The 17,574-nt window shown below is 63.4% G+C and carries 13 protein-coding genes; 6 read left to right on the top strand and 7 right to left on the bottom strand.

Annotation, left to right across the window (positions count from 1 at the left end; genetic code table 11):
- Nucleotides 1-14 precede the first annotated feature (14 nt).
- Nucleotides 15-776 (bottom strand): DeoR/GlpR family DNA-binding transcription regulator, encoded by a 762-nt coding sequence (locus tag BLW25_RS12570; RefSeq protein WP_092899533.1) that lies wholly within the window; start codon nucleotides 774-776, stop codon nucleotides 15-17.
- Nucleotides 777-940: 164 nt separating this feature from the next.
- Here BLW25_RS12570 and BLW25_RS12565 point away from each other — a divergent pair, with 164 nt between their 5' ends.
- From BLW25_RS12565 to eutH, 3 genes are all read left to right on the top strand, one after another.
- A complete protein-coding gene (locus BLW25_RS12565; RefSeq protein ID WP_092899531.1) occupies nucleotides 941-1,849 on the top strand; it encodes a phosphotransferase family protein in 909 nt (302 codons plus the stop codon).
- Nucleotides 1,849-4,305 (top strand): GcvT family protein, encoded by a 2,457-nt coding sequence (locus BLW25_RS12560; RefSeq protein WP_092899529.1) that lies wholly within the window; start codon nucleotides 1,849-1,851, stop codon nucleotides 4,303-4,305. The genes BLW25_RS12565 and BLW25_RS12560 overlap by 1 nt, the downstream gene beginning before the upstream one ends.
- Before the next feature lie 72 nt (nucleotides 4,306-4,377).
- Nucleotides 4,378-5,574: an ethanolamine utilization protein EutH gene (gene eutH, locus BLW25_RS12555; RefSeq protein WP_092899527.1), complete on the top strand. Its 1,197-nt coding sequence runs from the start codon at nucleotides 4,378-4,380 to the stop codon at nucleotides 5,572-5,574.
- 49 nt (nucleotides 5,575-5,623) lie between these two features.
- On the opposite strand, the gene BLW25_RS12550 is transcribed toward eutH, so the two are convergent.
- Nucleotides 5,624-7,582: an oxidoreductase gene (locus tag BLW25_RS12550; protein ID WP_092899525.1), complete on the bottom strand. Its 1,959-nt coding sequence runs from the start codon at nucleotides 7,580-7,582 to the stop codon at nucleotides 5,624-5,626.
- A 99-nt stretch (nucleotides 7,583-7,681) separates the two neighbouring features.
- Between BLW25_RS12550 and BLW25_RS12545 the strand changes: the two genes are divergently transcribed.
- Both BLW25_RS12545 and BLW25_RS12540 read left to right on the top strand, forming a co-directional pair.
- Entirely contained in the window at nucleotides 7,682-8,281 is a 600-nt protein-coding gene (locus BLW25_RS12545) for a helix-turn-helix domain-containing protein (RefSeq protein WP_092899523.1), read from the top strand.
- 275 nt (nucleotides 8,282-8,556) lie between these two features.
- Nucleotides 8,557-9,594 carry a LacI family DNA-binding transcriptional regulator gene (locus BLW25_RS12540; protein WP_290438683.1) on the top strand — a complete coding sequence of 346 codons (1,038 nt, stop codon included), beginning with the start codon at nucleotides 8,557-8,559 and terminating at the stop codon, nucleotides 9,592-9,594.
- Nucleotides 9,595-9,746: 152 nt separating this feature from the next.
- On the opposite strand, the gene BLW25_RS12535 is transcribed toward BLW25_RS12540, so the two are convergent.
- From BLW25_RS12535 to dapF, 3 genes are all read right to left on the bottom strand, one after another.
- The gene (locus BLW25_RS12535) at nucleotides 9,747-10,844 is read right to left on the bottom strand and encodes a hypothetical protein (RefSeq protein ID WP_092899519.1); all 1,098 of its coding nucleotides are present in this window, start codon (nucleotides 10,842-10,844) and stop codon (nucleotides 9,747-9,749) included.
- A 151-nt stretch (nucleotides 10,845-10,995) separates the two neighbouring features.
- Nucleotides 10,996-12,270: a tRNA (N(6)-L-threonylcarbamoyladenosine(37)-C(2))-methylthiotransferase MtaB gene (gene mtaB, locus BLW25_RS12530; protein ID WP_092899516.1), complete on the bottom strand. Its 1,275-nt coding sequence runs from the start codon at nucleotides 12,268-12,270 to the stop codon at nucleotides 10,996-10,998.
- Entirely contained in the window at nucleotides 12,267-13,121 is an 855-nt protein-coding gene (gene dapF, locus BLW25_RS12525; protein WP_092902015.1) for a diaminopimelate epimerase, read from the bottom strand. The genes mtaB and dapF overlap by 4 nt, the downstream gene beginning before the upstream one ends.
- Nucleotides 13,122-13,276: 155 nt before the next feature.
- Between dapF and BLW25_RS12520 the strand changes: the two genes are divergently transcribed.
- Nucleotides 13,277-14,695, top strand: a complete 1,419-nt coding sequence (locus BLW25_RS12520; protein ID WP_092899514.1) for an amidase — start codon at nucleotides 13,277-13,279, stop codon at nucleotides 14,693-14,695.
- Between the two features lie 163 nt (nucleotides 14,696-14,858).
- Here the strand turns inward: BLW25_RS12520 and BLW25_RS12515 are convergent, their stop codons facing one another.
- Both BLW25_RS12515 and BLW25_RS12510 read right to left on the bottom strand, forming a co-directional pair.
- Nucleotides 14,859-16,376, bottom strand: a complete 1,518-nt coding sequence (locus BLW25_RS12515; RefSeq protein WP_092899512.1) for an acetaldehyde dehydrogenase ExaC — start codon at nucleotides 16,374-16,376, stop codon at nucleotides 14,859-14,861.
- A gap of 194 nt (nucleotides 16,377-16,570) precedes the next feature.
- On the bottom strand, nucleotides 16,571-17,533 hold the full coding sequence (locus tag BLW25_RS12510) for a GAF domain-containing protein (RefSeq protein WP_092899510.1): 963 nt from the start codon (nucleotides 17,531-17,533) through the stop codon (nucleotides 16,571-16,573).
- Nucleotides 17,534-17,574: the final 41 nt, after the last annotated feature.

The raw sequence follows: 17,574 nt of genomic DNA, 5'->3' as shown, positions 1-17,574 counted from the left end.
GGTGCTGCGCCGGTTCAGTCGCTGGCGCGGATCAGCACGCCTTCGGCCTGCAGCGCGGCCTCGAGGTCCGGGGGCGGTGGCAGGTCGCAGATCACCTCGTCAATCGCGTCAAAGCCGCAGACCTGGACCAGGCCCTGCACTCCGAATTTCGTCGCATCCGTCACCACCACCCGTCTGCGGCCGCAGCGCAGCATGGCGAGGGCGAATTCCGCCTCCTCCAGATCGTAATCCATCACCCCGGTCAGGGCATCCATCGCCCCGGCCGAAATCACCGCATGATCAACGCTGAACCGGCTGACAAAATCTATCGCCGAGACCCCGAAGGACGCACCACTGTCGCTCCGCAGCCTGCCGCCCGCCATATAGACCTGGTTGCCATTCACCGTGGCCAGTGTGCGGGCAATGTCTGAAGAATTCGTCACCACCACCAGCTGATGATGCTGCAAAAGCGCGCGTGCCAGCAGGCTCGTCGTCGTGCCGGTATCAAGCATCACCGAATCCCCGTCGCGGATCGTGGCGGCGGCACGGCGCACGATGATGTCTTTCGCCGCGCGGTTTTCGCGCATCCGGCGCTCGAAGGGGGCCTCGCGCAGCGTCGAGGCCAGCCCGACCATCCCATGCATCCGCACGATTTCGCCCTGCGCGGCCAGGCTCTTCACGTCGCGACGAATGGTCTCGGCCGAGACACGCAGCCGCGCTGCAAGTTCGTTGATTCCAACCGTTCCCTGGTCCGACAGCATCGCGAGGATCTGGCCGTGACGCGGAGAGTGATCCATGAAAGCCCTGACCTCGTGACCGTTTGCGCATCTGGCGCGCGAATTTATGACCGTTTCCACAGATATCGGCCATAGTCGGTCATAAATCCACATTTTTGTTGACGCAATCCCGAAGCCACCGCCAGTCTTACACCAAGATGCGGCGACAGACTGCAGGGGGGCATATGACCGGAGAGACAAGAGTTCCGCCAGAGAAGGCGGCGATCATCGGAGCGCTGCCGCTCTGGCAGGGGGAAATCAGCATCGCGCCGCTTCTGGGCGGCATCAGCAATGAAAGCTGGCTGGTGCGCGATGCGCAGGGCGGCCATGTGGTGCGCTTTGGCAAGGATTATCCGTTCCACCACGTGATCCGCGAGCGCGAGATCATGACCGCCCGCGCCGCCGAAGCCGCCGGTTTCGCTCCGGCGGTAGAATTCGCCGGGCCGGGGGTCATGGTCAGCCGCCACCTGAGCGCGCATACGTTCAACGCGGGTGACGTGCGCGGCAATATCGACGGCGTGGCGCGGCTGATCCGCGATTTCCATCGTGAGATGGGGCGCCATGTCTCAGGGCCGGGATTCATCTTCTGGCCCTTCCATGTGATCCGCGATTATGCCCGTACCTTGCGGACGGGCGGCAGTCGCAAACTGGCCGATCTGCCGCGTTACCTCGCTTTGGCCGATGAGCTGGAGGAAGCGCAGATCCCGCTGCCGATCATTTTCAGCCATAATGACCTGCTTCCGGCGAATTTCCTCGATGATGGCAACCGGCTCTGGCTGATTGATTTCGAATATGCCGGGTTCTCGACCGCGATGTTCGACCTTGCCGGCGTGTCGTCGAATGCGGGCTTTTCGGCGACAGAGACGAACACGCTGCTGCGCGCCTATTTCGGCGAGACGCCGTCGCGCGAGTTGCTGCGCGCTATGGCCGCGATGCAATGCGCCAGCCTTTTGCGTGAGGCGATGTGGAGCATGGCGTCCGAGCTGTATCTGAACGCGCCCGGCACCGATTACCCGGCTTATACCGAAGAAAACCTCGCGCGGTTTGAGATCGCGCTCGACCATTACCGCTCAGTTTACGGAAAGAAAACCTGATGTCGCAGACCCTGCCCGCACATGCCCAGATCGTGGTGATCGGGGGCGGAATTATCGGCTGCTCGACCGCCTATCACCTGGCGCGCGATCACAAGGCGGATGTGATCCTGCTGGAACAGGGCAAGATCACATCGGGGTCGACCTGGCATGCGGCGGGGCTGGTGGGGCAGTTGCGATCTTCGGCCTCGATCACCAAGGTTCTGAAATACTCGGTTGACCTGTACAAAAATCTCGCCGCCGAGACCGGGCTTGAGACCGGCTGGAAGATGACCGGCTGTCTGCGGCTGGCGACCAACCAGGACCGCTGGACCGAATATCGCCGCCTGGCGACCACCGCGAGAAGCTTCGGAATGGAGATGCATCTTGTCTCGCCCGAAGAGGTCAAACGCATGTGGCCGCTGATGGATGTCTCGGATCTGGTCGGCGCCTCCTGGTTGCCGACGGACGGGCAGGCGAGCCCATCGGATATCACGCAGTCGCTGGCCAAAGGCGCGCGGATGCACGGTGCGAAGCTGGTGGAGAACGTGCGCGTCACCGGGTTTCAGATGGATGGGAACCGTATCACAGCGGTCGAGACCGATCAGGGCGTGATTGCCTGCGAGAAGGTGGTGAATTGCGGCGGGCAATGGGCGCGGCAGGTGGGGGCGAAAGCGGGTGTGAACGTGCCGCTGCAACCGGTGAAGCACCAATATATCGTGACGGAAAAGATCGAGGGCCTCGCGTCTGATGCGCCGACTTTGCGCGACCCCGACCGGCGCACCTATTTCAAGGAAGAGGTGGGTGGCCTCGTGATGGGGGGCTATGAGCCGAACCCGCAGAGCTGGCGCACGGGGCTACCTGGCGGCGATGTGCCCGACCAGTGGGAATTCCAGCTGTTCGATGATGATTTCGACCATTTCGAGCAGCATATGAAAGAGGCCATCGCCCGGGTGCCAAAGCTCGCGGAAACCGGCCTCAAGCAGATGATCAACGGGCCGGAGAGTTTCACACCGGACGGGAATTTCATCCTCGGCCTCGCGCCGGAATGCGCAAATATGTTCGTGGGCGCCGGGTTCAACGCCTTTGGCATCGCCTCGGGCGGCGGCGCGGGCTGGGCGCTGGCGGAATGGGTCATGCGGGGCGAGGCGCCGCTGGATCTCTGGTCGGTTGATATCCGCCGCTTTTCGGGGCTGCATCGTGACCGCGTCTGGGTCGAGGAACGCACGCTTGAGGCTTACGGCAAGCATTACACCATCGGCTTCCCGCATGAGGAATATGAAAGCGGGCGCCCGCGCATCACCTCGCCGCTTTATACGCGGCTGAAAGACCATGGCGCGGTGTTCGGATCGAAACTTGGATGGGAACGGCCAAACTGGTTTGCCGGCCCGGGCGAAGAGCCGCGCGATATCTATTCGATGGGCCGCCAGAACTGGTTTGATGCGGTGGGCCGGGAACACCGGCTCGTCCGCGAAGGGGTAGGCGTTTTCGACCAGTCGTCCTTCGCGAAATATGAGGTGGCGGGGGCAGGGGCGGCCGATGCGCTGGAACTGATCTGTGCGAACCATGTCGCGAAGGCGCCGGGCCGCCTGACCTATACCCAGATCCTGAATTCGCGCGGCGGCATTGAATGTGATCTGACCGTTGCGCGGCTGGCCGATGACCGTTTTTATCTCGTGACCGGAACGGGGTCGCGCACCCATGATCTTGCCTGGATTTCCGACCATCTGCCATCGGGCGATGTGGCGATCAGCGACGTGACCGAGGACTATGGCACGCTGTCCCTGATGGGGCCGAAGGCGCGCGAGGTGCTGACTTCGGTCACAAAGGCGGATGTCTCGAATGAGGCCTTCCCCTTCGGGGCGGTTCGCGAGCTGGAGATCGCCGGCCATCAGGTCCGTGCGCTGCGGGTCACCTATGTCGGCGAACTCGGATGGGAGTTGCATGTACCCCTTTCCGGCACCGGCGATGTGTTTGACGCGCTGATGGTGGCGGGGGCGCCGCATGGCATTCGCCCGACCGGCTACCGCGCGATTGAAAGCCTGCGCCTGGAAAAAGGTTACCGCGCCTGGGGATCCGACATCACTGCGAATGACACCCCGTTCGAGGCGGGCCTTGGCTGGGCGGTCAAGCTGAAACGCGGCACTGACTTTATCGGCCGCAAAGCCTGCGAGGCGGCGGCTGGCGCCGCCCTGACCAAACGGCTTGCCGGGTTCACCACCGATGATGCCGATGTGGTGCTGCTGGGGCGTGAAACGGTCCTCAGGGATGGTGAGCCGGTCGGCTATCTGACCAGCGGCGGTTACGGCTACAGCCTGCAAAGCCCGATCGGCTTTGGCTATGTGCGCAATGAGGCGGGCGTCAGCGACGCTTTCCTGCAATCGGGCCGCTATGAGCTGGTCGTCGCCAATGAGATCCGGCCCGCGAAACTGCATCTCGATCCTCTTTACGATCCGGGCTCGCTGCGGGTGAAAGCATAAGTGACTGCAGGCCGGGCCCGAAATGGCCCGGCCTTTTATCAATGAAAACAATAATCAACAGGAGGGACAGCAATGGCTTCCATTGGAACCTATATTATCTGGCTGATCATGGTTTGCGCCGTTCTGGGTGCGATTGCCGCGATCCGTGACCCTGAAAAGGGGCTTGGTAAAGAGTTCACCGAGGGTCTGCATTCCATCGGTCCGATTTTCATTCCTGTGGCCGGGATCATGGCCGCGATTCCTTATCTCTCGCATTTTATCGAATTCGCGGCCGGGCCGCTTTTCGCCCTTGTGGGTGCTGACCCCTCGATTGCCGCGACCACGGTGATTGCGGGCGATATGGGGGGCTACCAGCTGGCCGACAAAATCGCCCAGACCCGCGAGGCATGGGCGATTGCGACCGTGGTCGGTTTCATGTCGGGCGCGACGATCATCTTCTCGATCCCGGTCGGCCTCGCCATGCTGAAGAAGGCTGATCATAAATATATGGCGCTGGGCATCATGTCCGGCATTCTCTCGGTGCCGGTCGGGGTGCTGATCTCCTGCACGGTGATCGCACTTTCGGGGCTGGATATCCGCCCGGAGGTCTCGACCGCGTCTGATGCGAATTTCGCCCTGACGCTCGGCTTTGGCGAGATATTCCGCAATCTCCTGCCGCTGATCATCTTCTGCGTGGCAATTGCGCTCGGCCTGCGTTTCGCGCCGGATGCCATGATCACCGGCTTCCTGTGGTTCGGAAAGATTATGTATGCGGGCATCACGCTGGTGCTGGTGGCCTCGATCGTCGAATATTTCACCGGGTTCTTTACCAATGTCTTTGGCCATTGGGGCTTTGATCCGATCATCGCGGATGAGGCGGACCAGTTCCGCGCGCTGGAAGTGGCGGGCTATATCGGCATCATGCTCGCGGGCGCTTTCCCGATGGTCTACCTGCTGACGAAATATCTTGCGAAACCGATGGAGGTGCTGGGCGCGAAGATCGGCGTGGCGCCCGAAGGCGCGGCGGGGCTGCTCGCGGCCTGCGCCAATATCCTTGCCATGTTCCGCCTGGTCGAAAAGATGCGTCCGCGTGACAAGGTGGTGGCGATTGCCTTTGCGGTTTGCGCGGCCTTTACCTTCGGCGATCACCTTGCCTTCACCGCGAATTTCCAGCCGACGCTGATTGCGCCGCTGATCCTGGGCAAGCTCCTCGGCGGTGTGGCGGGCTTTATCCTCGCGGTCTGGCTGTCTGTGCCGAAAGCTGAGGCCCTGGCAGCGGCAGAGCGCTGATCCTTCCTTGCCGCCCGGGCGCAGGCCCGGGCGGGACTTGACGCGAAGGTCAGAGGGCGCGACCGGCCAGCATCCCCTCATAGACCGCCTCTTCCGCCGTGCGGGGTGTCTCGCAATCGCCGATGCCATGATATTCGATGCCCAGGGCCGTGATCTCAGACCTGAGCCCGTCAAAGGGCAGATGTCCGCTCGACAGGACCAGCATATCCACGCCTTCGATTTCAATCGGCAGCTCTGATGCGGTATGCTGCAGGAAGACCGTATCGCCAAAGGTGCCGATCAGTCGCGCATAGGGCGTGACCCGCACACCAAGCCGGTGCAGCGAGGCCGCCGTCGCATCGCGAACGTAGAAGGGCATCGCCTCGCCCATATAAAGCCCGTTCACCGCCAGATCGACCCCGGCGCCGTCGCGCGCCAGTGCCTCGGCCACGCCCGGCCCGATCCAGTCGGCGCGCCAGTCGGCCACCACCACCCGCGCACCGGGTTTCACCTCGCGCCGCAGGATCTGCCAGGCGGTGGCCACCCGGATCTCGCCATCCGTCTCGAAGGGCGGCAGGTAAGGCGTGGCCCCGGTCGCAAGCACCACCGCATCCGGGGCGAATTCGTGCAACAGGCTTGCATCGACGCGGGTATTCTTGCGGATCGTAACGCCCGCAAGCGCGCATTCGCGGGTCAGATTGGTCACGATGCCGCCGAATTCCGCGCGATGCGGCAAAAGCTGCGCCAGCAATGCCTGGCCACCCAGGCGGGGTTCCGCCTCGAAAAGCGTCACGTGATGGCCGCGCTCTGCCGCCACCGCCGCCGCTTTCAGCCCGGCCGGGCCGCCGCCGATCACCATGATCTTGCGGGGATGCGTGGTTACAGGATGACTGCCGAACACAGTCTCGCGCCCGGTTTCGGGATGCTGGATGCAGGAAATCGGCAATCCGCGATGGAAGTGATGAATACAGGCCTGGTTGCAGCCGATACAGGCGCGGATATCGTCGAACCGCCCCTGATCCGCCTTGACCGGCATTTCGGGGTCACAGATCAGCGCGCGGGTCATGCCGCAGCCATCGGCCTCGCCGCGCGCGATCACCAGTTCGGCCTCTTGCGGCTGGTTGATGCGGCCGGTGATGAACACCGGCACCTGAAGTGCCGTCTTGAATGCGCGGGCCTCCGGCGCGGTATAGGCGGCCTGGAAATTCATCGGCGGCGCGATATGGACCGCGCCACCGATGGTCGCCGAGGTACCGATGGTGACGGAAAGATAATCGATCCGCGCGCCAAGCCCTTTCGCCGCCGCCAGCGTCTCGGCATTGGTCAGCCCGGCCTCGTCTTTCTCACTGGCCGAGATCCTGAGCCCGATGATGAAATCATCGCCCGTCGCCGCGCGCATGGCCTCCAGCACATCTGCCATGAATTTCAGACGGTTGTCATCTGACCCGCCATATTCATCCTGACGCCGGTTGACGCGCGGATTCAGGAACTGCGCCGGAAGATAGCCATGCGAGGCGACCAGTTCGACGCCGTCAAGGCCGGCCCTGTACATCCGCTGCGCCGCATCGGCATAGCCTTGCGTGATTTCGGCGATCATCGCGGCATCCATCTCGCGCGGCATATTGCGGAACCGCTCATTCGGGGTGCCGGATGCGGAATACGCCACCGCCAGCATCCCATTCGCGCTTTCCATGATCTCGCGCCCGGGATGGAACAGTTGCGAAACCACCCGCGCACCATGCCTGTGGCAGCGCCGTGCCAGTTCGGCATAGCCCGGGATACAGTCATCTGTCGTGGCCATGATCAGATGCGAAGTATAGCGCGCTGTCTCATGCACGCCCGCCACCTGGGTCACGATCAGCCCGGCGCCACCTTTTGCGCGGGCTTCCTGATAGGCGATATAGGCCTCGTTCACGAGCCCATGTTCCGGCAGGCAGGTGTCATGCCCGGTTGAGACGATGCGGTTGCGGATCTCGCGCCCACGGATGGTCAATGGGCGGAACAGGTGCGGAAACATCGCGTCGGTCATGGCTGCCCGGGCTCCCTGGGTGGCGGATGCGGCAGGTTTGACAGGGCAAGTAAAAAAATCAATAGTATTTTTTACTGACGGAAGGAGAGGGGATGCAGGATGAAGCCGGATGAGCCGCGTCTGAAGGCTGCGCCTGCCGCCGAGGGTCGCATCCTGGGCGAAAGGCTGCGTGAGCTGCGCAAGCGGCGCAAACAAACCCTGGCGCAGCTGGCGGATGGGGCTGGGCTTTCTATCGGCTATCTGAGCCAGATCGAACGGGATCTGGCCGAACCTTCTATCAACGCGCTGGTTTCCATTGCGCAGCATCTGGGTGTCACGGTGCAATGGTTTTTCGCCGGCGACGAGCAACCGGTGCCCGAAGCCGAACAGGGCTATGTCATCCGCCAGGCCAACCGCCTCCAGGTCGCCTATCAGGGCGGTGCGGTTGATGAATTGCTGACGCCGCGCCTGTCGATGGCGCTGGAGATGATCCGCTCGCGCCTGCCGCCCGGCGCTGAGGTGCAGGACGCCTATAGTCACGACGGTGACGAGGTGGGTCTGGTGCTTTCGGGGCAGCTGGAGCTCTGGGTCGGCGACCGTCATTTCCGGCTGAAGGCGGGGGACAGCTTTTCCTTCGCCTCAAGTGAGCCGCATCGCTATCGCAATCCGGGCCCGGCAGAGACCGAGGTGATCTGGGCGATAAGCCCGCCAACCTACTGATGTTTATGGGATAGGCGGGCGGAGAGGCGGCGAAAAGGGGAGAGGATGTGAAGGGGGGTGAATTTGGCCCACCACCCCCCCTCAGGGGTCCGGAGGCTCCAAAAGAGAGCTTGCACAGAGCATCCGGATCACAGCTTTCACTGTTAGCGCTATCATTAGCAGGGGATTACTGCCTGTTCAAGCCCCTCATGAGGCGCTAACAATCAGGAAAGCGCTGTTTCATGACCCGCCCCGATCTGCCCGCCTCTTTTCAGATCCCGCCAGAGGACCACCCATTGACCAAACCAACGCCGCCCGAACCCCATCGCGCCCTGACCCTTCGCGATGTGTCAGAGGCCTCCGGGGTCAGCGAAATGACGGTCAGCCGGGTGTTGCGCAATCGCGGAGATGTGTCAGAGACGACGCGGGCCAGGGTGCTCGAGGCGGCGCGCCGTCTGGGCTATGTGCCCAATAAAATCGCGGGCGCGCTGGCGAGCCAGCGGGTCAATCTGGTCGGCGTGGTGATTCCGTCTTTGTCGAATATGGTCTTTCCCGAGGTGATGACCGGGATTTCGAAGACGCTGGAAGATACCGGTTTGCAGCCGGTGGTGGGCGTCTCGAATTATCAGATCGATCGCGAGGAACAGGTCATCTATGAGATGCTGTCCTGGCGGCCCTCGGGGCTGATCGTGGCGGGGCTGGAACATTCCGCCGCGTCAAAGGCGATGCTGGCGCAGGCCGGTATCCCGATTGTCGAGATCATGGATATCGACGGCACAGCGGTCGACAGTATGGTGGGGATCTCGCATCGCCGTGCCGGGCGCAAGATGGCCGAGGCGATCATTGCGGCGGGCTATCGCAAGATTGCCTTTCTTGGCACCCATATGCCGACGAATGACCACCGTGCGAGGAAGCGGCTGGAAGGGTTTGAAGAGGCGCTGGCCGCTGCGGGCCTCTCGCTGGTGGACCGCGAATTCTATTCCGGCGGCTCGGCGCTTGCCAAGGGGCGCGAGATGACAGAGGCCCTTCTGAAACGTCGCCCGGATGTCGATTTCCTGTATTATTCCAATGATATGATCGGCGCAGGCGGGCTGTTGTGGTGCCTTGAACAGGGGTTGGATGTGCCGGGCCGGATCGGCCTTGCCGGGTTCAACGGGGTCGAACTGCTCGACGGTCTGCCCCGCCGGCTGGCGACGATGGATGCCTGCCGGCTGGAAACCGGAGTCGCTGCGGCCGAGATTATTGCCGGCAAACGGTCGAGCGGGGTGATCGGCGGCGAGGTGATCGAGTTCGAGCCGAAGCTGCAGCCGGGCGATACCATCCGCAAGCTTTGATGGGCGGAATGCGGGCAGGGGGCTCTGCCCCCGTCTCCTTGCGGAGCCTCCCCCGGGGATATTTAAGGACAGATGAAATCCCGATGCCTGATTTCATCTGTCCTTAAATATCCCCGCCGGAGGCTTCCGAAGATGCCACCGGCGGGCGCTGGTCATTTCCAGCTGACATGGTCATCCATGGTGCAGCCATAGGGCGCGTTCCGATCCCCGAAGCGCTGTTCGAGCTTGCCGCAGGCCCAGAGATTGACCGGTTCCGGCATCATCGCATTGATCTCCATGCCGATCGGATCATGCGAATCCGAGCTGCCGGTCACATACCAGAGCCACCAGCCAAGCGCCGCCAGAACGAAGAAGAGGATCACCCCCAGCCCGGCCAGCAGATTGCGAAGGGCTCCGCCGCCGCGTTTCTTTGCCGGGGCCTCGCTGTGCTGCGCCTGGCCGAATTTTTCGGCCTCCTCGCGGTCGAGCAGCGCCAGCGCCTCACGACGTTCCTGATCTGTCAGGTCGATCCGCGTCAGGGCGCGGTCAAGCAAGGCCGGCAGCCGTGAGCCGGTGCCCCTTACCCCCAGGCCATAGCCATTGCCCTGATCATCCCAGACCATCAGCGGATCGTCGCCCTTGCGCAGGGTCGTGGTCAGCACGGGTTTGGGCTGGTACTTGTCATGATAGCTGATCTGCGTTTTGCCGCGCAATTGCTGCATATTGGTGATCACAAGCGGCAGCAGCGTCAGGCGTGAGGGCTGCGCGAGCGCGCGCGACGCCTTGCCTGCCCGGAGCTGCTGCCAGAGGATCGCCGCCGCGCCGCCGAAGAACAGCAAGGCGAAGGCCGCCAGCATAAAGATCCGGTTCCAGATCTTTTCGACGCCAAGGCTCAGTGTCGCGAGATGCGGCTTATCGGCCGAGATCACCACATCGACCCAGTAATCGCCGCTGTGGATATCGACGAACATCAGCTTGATATCGGATTCGTAATGCCGGCCCTCGTAATTATAGGCGACATGAGCCTCGCAATCGGTGAAGAAGGCCTTGCGAGTGGTGCATTGGCCGTTCCGGACATCACTGTCCTCAACCGTCACCGGGTTCTGGCTGATTTGCCAGTCGCGCCAGATATCCGGCCCCTGCCACCAGGCCAGGAAGCCGCCGATCACCAGCAGCACAAGAACCATGAACAGGGCAGCACCCGGTGGCGAGATACTGCCGGGGGTGAGTTTCAGCGGGCGATCGGGGAGGGTCAGGTTGGTGTATGACATCGAACTCATAACTCTGTGTGATTTTGAGCAAGCTGTCACAGACAGGTGATGAGACCCAGATCAAAAGTGATTTGTTCAGGAAAACCAGACCCTGGCGCCCGCCGGCCCTGGAGCCGGTGCGGGAATTTCGCGGTGAGGATGATCGGGGAAATCAGACCGGGGTGGCGATCAGGCGCGCGCCGTCCTGGCCGGTGATCCGGGCCGGGATGATGCGGCCCTCGGGCTGGGGCGCGGCAAAGCTCACTTCAGTGAACTGGCCGGTGCGGCCATTATGCGGGCCTTCGGTCAGGACCTGATGCAAAGCGCCCTGCTGGCTTTCCAGATGGCGGATGAGCGCACTTTCCCCCGCGGCGCGAAGCCGGGCGGCGCGGTCACGGATCAGCGGGCCTTTCACCTGTGGCATCCGCGCGGCAGGCGTGCCTTTGCGGGGCGAATAGGGGAAGACATGCAGGAAGGTCAGGTCGCAATCCGAGACCAGCTTCAGGCTGTTTTCAAACATCTCGTCGGTCTCGGTCGGGAAACCCGCAATGATATCGGCGCCGAAGATCAGATCAGGGCGCAGGCTGCGCGCCTCTTCGCAGAACCGGATCGCGTCATCGCGCAGATGGCGGCGCTTCATCCGTTTCAGGATCATGTCATCGCCTGCCTGCAGGCTGAGATGCAGATGCGGCATCAGCCGGCGCTCGGTCGCGATGGCCTGCATCAGGTTCTCATCGGCCTCGATGCTGTCAATCGACGAGATCCTGAGCCGTGCCAGATCCGGCACCAGCCGCAGGATCCGCATCACCAGATCGCCAAGGCGCGGCGTTGCGGGCAGATCGGCCCCCCAGGAGGTGAGGTCGACACCGGTCAGGACAACTTCCTGAAATCCCTTATCCACCAGGCGCTTGATCTGTTCGATCACCACGCCGGCAGGGACAGAGCGCGAATTGCCACGCCCATAAGGGATGATACAGAAGGTGCAGCGATGGTCGCAGCCATTCTGCACCTGGACATAGGCGCGATGGCGACCAAAGCCGTCGATCAGATGGCCGGCGGTTTCTTTCACCGACATGATGTCATTAACCAGCGTTTTTTCGGTCACGCCGATCAGGTCCGGGGCCAGGAGGGGCGCGCGCAGCCCTGTCCAGGTCTCGGCCTGCATTTTCTCGTGATTGCCGATGACTTTCGTCACCTCGGGCATCGCTGCAAAGGTCTCGGGTTCGGTCTGAGCCGCGCAGCCGGTGACGATGACCGGGGCGCCGGGGTTTTCCCGCGCCAGACGGCGGATTTCCTGTTTGGCCTTTCTGACGGCCTCGGCGGTGACAGCGCAGGTGTTCACGACCACTGCGCCATTCACCCCGGCCGCCGCCGCGAGTTCTTTCATCGCCTCGGTCTCATAGGCGTTCAGGCGACAGCCCAGCGTGGCGAAAACGGGGGCGTTCATGTCAGCGCGCCCAGGAAGGCGGGCGGGATACGGCCCTCGAAGACCAGAGCCACCGGCCCGGCCATCCAGACGCCATCCTCGCGCCAGTCGATTTCCAGCACGCCGCCATCGAGATCAAGCGTCACGCGTCGCCCGGTCAGCCCGCGCAGATGCGCCGCCACTGCCGTCGCACAGGCGCCCGAGCCGCAGGCGAGCGTGATGCCGGCACCGCGCTCCCAGACCCGCATGCGCAGCCGGTCAGGGCCGGTCAGGCTGGCGAATTCGACATTGGTGCGCTCGGGGAACAGCGGGTCATGTTCGATCCGCGGGCCAAGGCCAGCGACATCCGCCGTATCCGCATCAGGCACAAAGAACACGCAATGCGGGTTGCCCATGCCAACCGCCACCGGCGCACCGTCGAGCGGCAGCTGCGCGGTATCGACCGGATGTGACAGAGGCACCTCGGCCCAGTCCAGCTGCGGCTGGCCCATATTCACATTGACCCGGCCATCCTTCAGCCGCTCGGCCCGAAGCGTTCCGCGTTGGGTGACCAGCGTCACCGCATCTTTGCCCAGATCGCGCATCACGTAATCCGAGACGCAGCGTGTGGCATTGCCGCAGGCCCCGGCGCGGCTGCCATCGGTGTTCCAGAAATCCAGCGTGAAATCCACGCCGCCCTGACCTTCGGGCGCCGGACGGATCTCGGCCAGCTGATCAAAGCCCACGCCCCGGTTGCGGTCGCCAAGCGCGCGCGCCAACGCAGCCGTCACCACCGCCTCGCCGCGAGCCCGCGAGTCGATCACCACGAAATCATTGCCCGCCCCATGCATCTTGATGAAGGGCAGGCCGCTGGGGTCAGGGCCCTGTGTCATGCGCCCCATATACGCCTGCGCCGTCCCGCAATCCAGAGCGCAAAATGCATGTCCGTGCGCCGGTTTTGCACGGGGTGCTTTCCCGCCCTGAGGGTCTTTAACCCGGGGCGCCGCCTCTGCTAGCCTTCGGGTGAACGCATTGTCACGGGACTGCCATGGATCTTACCGCTTGCTCCGCTCTCGATCTCTCGCAGCTGATCGCCCGCCGCGAGGTTAAACCGTCTGAGGTGATGGAGGCACATCTGGCCCGCATCGCTTTGGTGAACCCGCAGGTGAATGCGGTGATCTCGCTGCGCGATCCCGACCAGATCATGGCAGAGGCGCGGGCGCTGGACGATGTGGCACCTGCGGGCGCGCTGTTTGGCCTGCCGCTGGCGGTGAAGGATCTGCTGAACACCAAAGGCATCCGGACAACCTATGGCTCGCCGCTTTACGCCGATCATATACCCGAGGCCGATGATCTGATCGTTGCGCGGATGCGGGCGGCGGGGGCGGTCGTGATCGGCAAGACCAATACGCCGGAATGGGGGCATGGCAGTCACAGCTTTAACCCGGTGCATGGCGTGACGCGCAATCCCTATGATCTGACACGCAGCGCGGGCGGGTCATCGGGGGGCGCGGCGGCGGCGCTGGCCGCACGGATGGTGCCGCTGGCGGATGGTTCGGATATGATGGGCAGCCTCAGAAACCCCGCAGCCTTTTGTAATGTCTACGGGTTTCGTCCGAGCTGGGGGCTTGTTCCGACCGATGCCGGGGCCGAGACCTTCCTTGACACGATGGCGACGGAAGGCCCGATGGCCCGCGATATCGCCGATCTTGCGCTGCTCCTGGGCGTTCAGGCCGGGCCCAATCCGCTGACCCCCTTCGGTCAGCCCGCCCAGGATTACCTTGGTGCGGTCCGGGCCGCACCGGATGACCTCAGCGGGAAACGCATTGCCTGGTTTGGCGATTTCAACGGTCAGATCCCGTTTGAATCCGGCATCATTGCCGCCTGTGAAGCCGGGCTGAAGACCTTTGAAAGCCTCGGCGCCGAAGTGGTGCCGGTGCAGTTCCCTCTGCCGATGGCCGATCTCTGGCACGCCTGGGTCACGATCCGCAGCTTCCTGAATTTCGGGGGCAAAGGGGCTGAGCGCCATACGCCTGCCCGCTGGGCGCAACTCAAACCCGAAACGCAATGGGAGGTCGAGACCGGCGCAGGGGTGACGGCAGAGGCGCTCTACCAGGCGTCGAAAATCCGCTCCGCCTGGTATGCGCACGCGCATCAGCTGCTGGCGGATTACGATGCGCTGGTGATGCCGGTGGCGCAGGTCTGGCCCTTCCCGGCCGACTGGCGCTATCCCGAAAGCATCGATGGCCAAAGGATGGACACCTATCACCGCTGGATGGAGGTGGTGGTGCCGGTCTCACTGATCGGCCTGCCCTCCTTGGCGGTTCCGGTTGGATTCGGCGCGAACGGCCTGCCGACGGGTATCCAGATTGCGGGCCGCCACGGATCCGATGCCGCGATTCTCGCGATGGGCGAGGCCTGGCACCGCGCGACGCGCTGGCCGGAAAAGAACCCGCCCCGGATCTGAGGCCCTGCCCCCCGGAAAACCGGAAAGGGCGGGCCTCGGGCCAGGGCGGGCCGGAGGGCCAGAGGTTGCCCGGGCCGGAACCCGATGCATCCTCCGACAGGGAGAGCAAGAGGGGGGCCGGGGGAGAGTACTCTCCCCCGGCTTTGCCCCGGATCGGTGGGGCTCAGAAGAAACCGAGTTTCTTCGGATTGTAGGAGACCAGCAGGTTCTTGGTTTCCTGATAATGGTCGAGCATCATCTTATGGTTCTCGCGCCCGATCCCGGACTGTTTGTACCCGCCAAAGGCCGCGCCGGCGGGATAGAGATGGTAGCAATTGGTCCAGACCCGGCCTGCTTCGATCGCACGACCGGCGCGGTAGGCGGTGTTTGCATTGCGCGACCAGACCCCGGCGCCCAGACCGAAGACGGTGTCATTGGCAATCTCGATTGCCTCGTCCTGGGTCTTGAAGGTGGTCACCGACACGACCGGCCCGAAGATCTCTTCCTGGAAGACCCGCATCTTGTTGGTGCCCTCGAAGACGGTCGGCTGGATATAGAAGCCTTTCGAGATGTCGCCGTTGAAATGGTTCGCCTGGCCGCCGGTCAGAACTTTCGCGCCTTCCTTCGGCCCGAGTTCGAGATAGGATGAGATCTTGTCGAATTGCTGTTTCGAAGCCTGGGCGCCGATCATCGTATTCGCCTGACGCGGGTCGCCTGCCACGATGGCTTCGACCCGTTTCAGCGCCCGTTCCATGAACCGGTCATAGATCGATTCCTGGATCAGGGCCCGCGACGGACAGGTGCAGACCTCGCCCTGGTTCAGCGCGAAAAGGGTGAAGCCTTCCAGCGCCTTATCGAAGTAATCGTCATCTTCATCCATCACGTCTTCAAAGAAGATGTTCGGCGATTTGCCGCCCAGCTCCAGGGTGATATTGGTCAGATTATCCGCTGCAGCCCGCATGATCGACTTGCCCACAGGGGTCGAGCCCGTGAAGGCGATCTTGGCAATCCGGGGCGAGGCTGCCAGCGCCGCACCGGCTTCGGTTCCGGTGCCGTTGACGATGTTCAGCACGCCTGGCGGCAGCAGGTCTTCGATGAATGAAAGCAGGAACAGGATCGAGGCCGGGGTCTGTTCCGCCGGTTTCAATACGACACAATTCCCCGCCGCGAGTGCCGGTGCCAGTTTCCAGGCCGCCATCAGGATCGGGAAGTTCCAGGGGATGATCTGGCCCACAACGCCCAGCGGTTCGTGGAAGTGATAGGCGACGGTGTCATCATCGATCTGCCCGATCGAGCCCTCCTGTGCCCGGATCGCGCCGGCAAAATAGCGGAAATGGTCCACTGCCAACGGGATATCGGCCGCCATGGTCTCGCGCAGGGGCTTGCCGTTATCCCAGGTTTCGGCAATCGCGATGGCTTCGAGGTTCTCTTCGATCCGTGCGGCGATCTGCAGCAGGATGTTTGAACGCGTCGTCGCCGAAGTCTGTGCCCAGCCACGACGGGCGGCATGGGCGGCATCCAGCGCCGCTTCGATATCGGAAGCGTCCGAACGCGGAACCTCACAGATCACACCGCCGGTCACCGGCGAGACATTCTCCATATAGCGCCCGGCTTTCGGCGCGACCCACTGGCCGCCGATGAAGTTTTCATAGCGGGTTTTATAGGGCGCAGTGCTCAGGCCGAATTCTTCGTGCTTGGTCATGGTAGCTCCTCCATTGGCCGCTCTCCCTTGCGGCTGATGACACCAAGCTGGCGTCTGATTTCGCGCGGGTCACCCCCGGGAATATGCCGCAACTGCGAAAGCTGTCGCAGTTCTGAGACAGTCTGTCCTGCCGACTGCCCGTCAGGGCGATGGGAGTGCGGCGGTCCGTCTGGCAGCAGTCAGTCGGGCCGCACTCAGTCGGGACGGCCCATTTTGCGATGCAGGGTCGCGCGGCTGATCCCAAGCGCCCGTGCTGCGGCCGAGATATTGCCGCCGGTGCGCGCGATGGCGCGGTGGATCACCGCGCGCTCGCCATCCTCGGGGCGCAGATGGCTGCTGACGCCCAGCAGATCGGCGGCAGGAACCGGGTTTCTGGCCAGGTCACCGGTCAGGCCCAGATGCTGGCGCGCCATGCGCGTGGCACCGATCACCAGTTCATCGGCATCGACCGCCAGAAGCGCGCCGGTGCCGCGATCCGCACCGGGAACCAGCACCATCCGCGCGCCGCTGTAGCGCGCCTGGAAAAGATCGGCCTCGATCCGGCGCGCGGCCTCATGCACCGAATGGCTCAAAAGGCCTGAAAACCCTTCGGCAATATCGGCGCGCACGGTCGAGACATCCAGCACCGCCACCAGATCTCCCGAAGGATCCCAGATCGGCGCCGAAGCGCAGGTCAGCGCGGTATTTGCGGCAAGGTAATGCTGGTCACGATGGATCACCACCGGTCGCCCTTCGGCAAGGCAGGTGCCGATCCCATTGGTGCCGGCCGCCGCTTCGCTCCAGTCCGAGCCGGCGCTGAGGCCGGCATCCTGGAAATCGCGGTCTTCCGATTGCTTCACCAGGCGTTCAAAGGGAATGCCGTCCTCGCTTGCGAGGATCACGCTGGCGCCAAAACCGCCGACCACCTGAAACAGCCGCTCCAGCGTCGGGCGGGCGGCGCGGGTCACCGGCTCCATCCTCTCGCGCAGCCGGGTCAGGCCCATCCCGTCCAGCCGCTGATCGCGTGGCGCAAGGGCCGATGGTGCCAGCCCATGGCGGGCCGAACGCGCCCAGGAGGCGACAATCGAAGACCGCGCTGCCTGACCCGTTTCCAGCGCGGCGGAAACATGGGCCACATGGTCGCGGATGGTGCGGCTGGTGGTGATATTGCCTGGCATGGATCGGCCTTCCCCCCTCCGCCGTCCGGGACCCGGATCCC

The organism is Rhodobacter sp. 24-YEA-8, from assembly GCF_900105075.1.
Classification (GTDB): domain Bacteria; phylum Pseudomonadota; class Alphaproteobacteria; order Rhodobacterales; family Rhodobacteraceae; genus Pseudogemmobacter.
This window is presented reverse-complemented; position numbering and strand designations above follow the sequence as displayed.